Source organism: Streptomyces sp., assembly GCF_031181555.1.
Taxonomy (GTDB): domain Bacteria; phylum Actinomycetota; class Actinomycetes; order Streptomycetales; family Streptomycetaceae; genus Streptomyces; species Streptomyces fimbriatus.
Genome location: NZ_JAPSKQ010000289.1, coordinates 1 through 4,102, shown reverse-complemented (window position 1 = coordinate 4,102; position 4,102 = coordinate 1). Strand labels below are relative to the sequence as shown.

The window sequence follows — 4,102 nt, the reverse complement described above, 5'->3', positions numbered from 1 at the left end:
TCCGGAACCGATCGCTCTTGACTGGAGGTCTGGCCATGTCCGAGACGGTGATCGAGTGGATCAGGCGGCACGCCCGTCGCCTCACCACGCTCGATTCCGAAGCCCCGTTGACCGATCTCCTACCGGTGGCGGACATCGTGCGTGACGCCCGGGTCGTAGCTGTCGGTGCCGCGACCCGCCAGGCGCACGAACTGTCCGCTCTCTCGCACAGGCTCGTCCGGTTGCTGGTCGAGGAACTGGGATTCCGCTCACTTGCGCTGGAGGGGGACGACGCGTCACGGGTCGGACTCGACGAGTACATCAGGACCGGAACGGGGGACCCGCGGGTGATGCTGTCCGAGGCCCGGTCTTTCTGGCAGACCGAGGAGATCCTCGACGTCGTCCGCTGGATGCGCTCCTTCAACCGTCGGCACCCCGATGACCCGGTTCGGTTCGCCGGAGTCGTCCGCCCTCCCCAGGGCCAGACTCCGCTCGACGGCCTGGCCGGCATCGAGCGGGGTCTGGCCGAGGGCGTCATCCGGTGGCATGAGGACACCTCGGACAGGATCGTCTACTGGGGTGGCATCGCACACACCGTCAACGGCGATCCGCGGACCGTCTCTCCCTCTTCCCCGCCGATGACGCACCGGAACGCGGGCAGTTACCTCCGCGAGTACTTCGGGGCCGGTTATGTCTCCATCGGCCTGACCTTCCACCACGGTATGGCTCCCTACCCTGTCCTGCCTCCTCCGGCGGATTTCGCTGACGCAGTCCTGGGAGGCACTGGGCTGGACGCCTATCTTCTGGACCTGCGCGTCGATGGCCCGCCCCCTGTGCGGACCTGGCTCGATACGCCGACCAAGACGCGCCTGATCGGTCCCCACTACGACCCCACTGACAATGCCTCTTACCACCTTTCCGGCGGATCGCTCGCAGACTGGTTCGATGCCGTCCTCCACACACGAGAGGTCACCCCAGTCCGTGCCCTCTCCTGTGCAAAGAACGATCAGTGAAGGTGCTGCGGCACCTGCACGGGTGGCAGAAGGCCCGCCGAATGAACATGCGTGACAAGCCGCGTGCCCCACCGGTGACGACCAGGCTGCTTCGACCGGTCGTATTCGCCGGCTTTGCCGACTCTGCCGGTGACAACCAGTGAGCTCCGGGACCGGGGCCAACAGCGCGGCGAGCACGGCACCGGACACGGCGGTGGTTGTGGACGGACGTCTGCGCACGGCACGAGGACCCCCACGGGCGAGAACGCCGATATGACCGAGAACTCGAGTCCACTTGGGTTGCGGAGTGAATCAGGGTCGAACGGACCTTTTGGGAAGGGCCGTTCGGCCGAGTAGCAGGACGCCGGGGCCACCGCCGGGAACCCGCAGGAGGACTGAGCCGGAAGGTCCCCCGTCGCAGAGGGCTTCGCCCGCCCGGCCGGACGGGCCGAAACACTCCCGACGGCCGAGGACCGGTGGATGCGCCCCAGTCCCGCACCCTCAAGCCCTTTCGTCAGTCGTCGAGCAGCCGCCATGCGGTGAGGGCGAGCCTGGCCCGTATCAGCCCGGTGGGCTCGGTGAGTTCGATGCCCAGGGTCTTTCCGATCTGTTCGAGTCGGCGGGCGACGCTGCTGTGGTGCAGGTGGAGAAGGCCGGCGGCCCGGCGCAGGGAGCCGGCGGCGCAGTAGGCGTCCAGAGTCTCCAGATCCTCCGGATCGCCGGCGACCCGGGCGATCGCGGCCACGTCGGCGTTGTCCCGTGCGGCCTCCGGAGGGACCTGTGCGAGCAGCGCCACCGCCCCCAGGGCGTCGTAGTGGACGACCGGCTCGCGCGGGGTGGTGAAGCGGAGGGCGGTGCGGGCTTCCCGCCAGGACCGGTCGGGGCTCGCGGCGGCGCCGATGCCCGCGCGTACGCCCACCGGGAACCGGGCCGGGTCCACGGCGGTGGCCAGGATGACGCCCACGTCGGCCAGCGGTGCCGCCTTCACCGGGCGGGCCGGGCAGAGCAGGCCGCCGAGCCGGTCGAGCGGGAGCCGCGTCCGCACGGCGACGACGCGGAGGGGCAGGCCGGCCGCGAAACCCAGGAGCCGCAGTGCCCGGGCTCTGGCCGCCTCGTCGCTGTCGGAGCTGATCACGAGTTCGACGAGGGCGGGGTCGGCCATCGTGGTGCGGGCCGGGCCGTACCGCTCGACGACCGCCGAGGCGGCGAGGGCGAGCCGGTCCAGCACCACTTCGTCGAGCGGGCCGGGCGGGCCGGGGCGTTCCAGCCACACCGTGCCGATCTCCTCCCCGTCGAGGCCGATCGGTGCCGTGACGGACGGGACCGGCGGCGGGGCGGACGTTTCCCTGCCGTCGGGCGAGACGCGGATCACCCGGCCCGTGCCGTGGAGCCGGATCCCGGCCACGCACTCGGCCAGGGCCGCCGAGGCCCGGGCGAGCGCCGGGAGATCCACCCGTCGGCGCATCAGCGTGTCGTAGAACATGACGACGCGAAGGGCGCCCTCGGCTTCCGGATCCAGGTGCGACAGCCGCGCGACCAGTGCCTCCATGGCAGGAGGATAGGGCCTCCACGGCTGGACGCGAGGCGCCGATCGGTGCGCGATCCGGGCGGGAAACCCGACAGCCGGCGGCTGCTCCGAGGGGTGGCCGACCGTGAGGATGGCCCTCATGGATCCCGAACTCGAAGCATTCATCCCGTTGTTCCCCCGGGCCGACCTGATCGACCCGGTCACCGAGCGCAAGAACTTCGCCGAACTGGCCGCCGCGGTGCCCGCACCGGACACCGCGGGAATGGAGGTCGAGGACCGCACGGTGCCCGCCGATCCGGAGGTGCCGGTGCGGATCTACCGTCCGCACCGGGCGCAGGGCGCCGTCGTCTGGCTGCACGGCGGCGGATTCGTCATGGGCGACGTGGACACCGAGCACCCGTGGGCCGCCCGGCTCGCGGACGCCTCCGGCACGGTGGTGATCTCGGTGGGCTACCGCCTGGCGCCCGAGAACCCGTTCCCGGCTGCTCTGGACGACGCCTACGCCGTACTGACCTGGGCGGCCGAGCACGCCGCCGAGCTCGGCATCGACCCGGAGCGGATCGCGGTCGGAGGGCACAGCGCCGGCGGGGGACTCGCGGCCGCGGTGGCGTTGCGGGCGCGTGACCAGCAGGGGCCGCCGATCCGCTACCAACTGCTCAACCAGCCGGGGCTCGACGACCGGCAGGAGACGTGGTCGGCGCGGAACTTCACCAGTACGCCCTGGATGACCCGGGACAAGGTCTCCGCGGCGTGGCGGCACTACCTGGGCTCCACACCCGCCACGCCGTACGCCGCCCCGGCGCGGGCCGCCGACCTGTCCGGCCTGCCACCCGCCTACGTCGCCACCGCGGAGTTCTGCCCGAACCGCGACGAGGACATCGACTACGCGCTGCGCCTGCTGCAGGCGGGAGTGTCGGTCGAACTGCACCAGTGGCCCGGCACGTTCCACGGGTCCCAGGCGATCCTGTCCGCCGAGGTGTCGCAGCGGCAGATCGCCGAGCTCGCCGCGGCCCTGCGCCGTGCCCTGGCCGAGTGAGACGGCCGCGGCCGACGAGCCGGCCACTCTCCTGCCACCACCCGTCCGATGAAAGGCCACCGCAGGAAGGACACCCGGCATGACCGTCACCCCGATCGATCTCTTCGCGTCCTTCATCCACCTCCGCCAGGACGGCCACGTGCACGCCGAGCAGCCGGTGTTCGACCCCGAGCGGGACGGTTGGCAGTTGATGGCCTTCCATGTGGAGACCGACGCCGACGTCCACGCCGACCACTGGGAGGTCCACCCCGACGCCGACGAACTGGTGGCCTGCCTCACCGGGCGGATACGCCTCCGGTTCCGCCCGGAACGGCCGGGAGAGGAGCAGGAGCGGATCGAACTGACGGCGGGAACCGCGGTCATCGTGCCGCGCGGTCGATGGCACCGCATCACGTTGGACACCGCCGGCGACATCATGTCCGTCACGCTGCCGCGCGGCAGCCGCCTGGAGAAGCGAACCGAAGGCTGAAGCGTGCCGCAGGACGGCCCTGAAGGCCGCCCGGCCGCCTTGCGAGACGGTCGGGAACCCACGTTCGGACCGCGGGCCTCAGGGAGCACCCGTGTCCG

At 71.4% G+C, this 4,102-nt stretch carries 4 protein-coding genes; 3 read left to right on the top strand and 1 reads right to left on the bottom strand.

All coding sequences use genetic code 11. From position 1 onward, the window contains the following. On the top strand, nt 1-992 hold a 992-nt coding region (locus tag RIM90_RS30815), incomplete at its 5' end, for an erythromycin esterase family protein (RefSeq protein WP_309064032.1). A 493-nt stretch (nt 993-1,485) separates the two neighbouring features. Here RIM90_RS30815 and RIM90_RS30810 read toward each other — a convergent pair. After that, nucleotides 1,486-2,520 carry a helix-turn-helix domain-containing protein gene (locus RIM90_RS30810; protein WP_309064031.1) on the bottom strand — a complete coding sequence of 345 codons (1,035 nt, stop codon included), beginning with the start codon at nt 2,518-2,520 and terminating at the stop codon, nt 1,486-1,488. Nucleotides 2,521-2,638: 118 nt separating this feature from the next. Here RIM90_RS30810 and RIM90_RS30805 point away from each other — a divergent pair, with 118 nt between their 5' ends. Next, nucleotides 2,639-3,535: an alpha/beta hydrolase gene (locus RIM90_RS30805; RefSeq protein ID WP_309064030.1), complete on the top strand. Its 897-nt coding sequence runs from the start codon at nt 2,639-2,641 to the stop codon at nt 3,533-3,535. Nucleotides 3,536-3,614: 79 nt separating this feature from the next. Then, nucleotides 3,615-4,004, top strand: coding sequence for a cupin domain-containing protein (locus tag RIM90_RS30800; RefSeq protein ID WP_309064029.1), 390 nt, complete (start codon nt 3,615-3,617; stop codon nt 4,002-4,004). Nucleotides 4,005-4,102: the final 98 nt, after the last annotated feature.

What these genes read in the sequence shown, in the direction of transcription:
- RIM90_RS30810 (WP_309064031.1), bottom strand. Translation starts at nt 2,520, where the DNA reads ATGGAGGCACTGGTCGCGCGGCTGTCGCACCTGGATCCGGAAGCCGAG.
- RIM90_RS30805 (WP_309064030.1), top strand. Translation starts at nt 2,639, where the DNA reads ATGGATCCCGAACTCGAAGCATTCATCCCGTTGTTCCCCCGGGCCGAC.
- RIM90_RS30800 (WP_309064029.1), top strand. Translation starts at nt 3,615, where the DNA reads ATGACCGTCACCCCGATCGATCTCTTCGCGTCCTTCATCCACCTCCGC.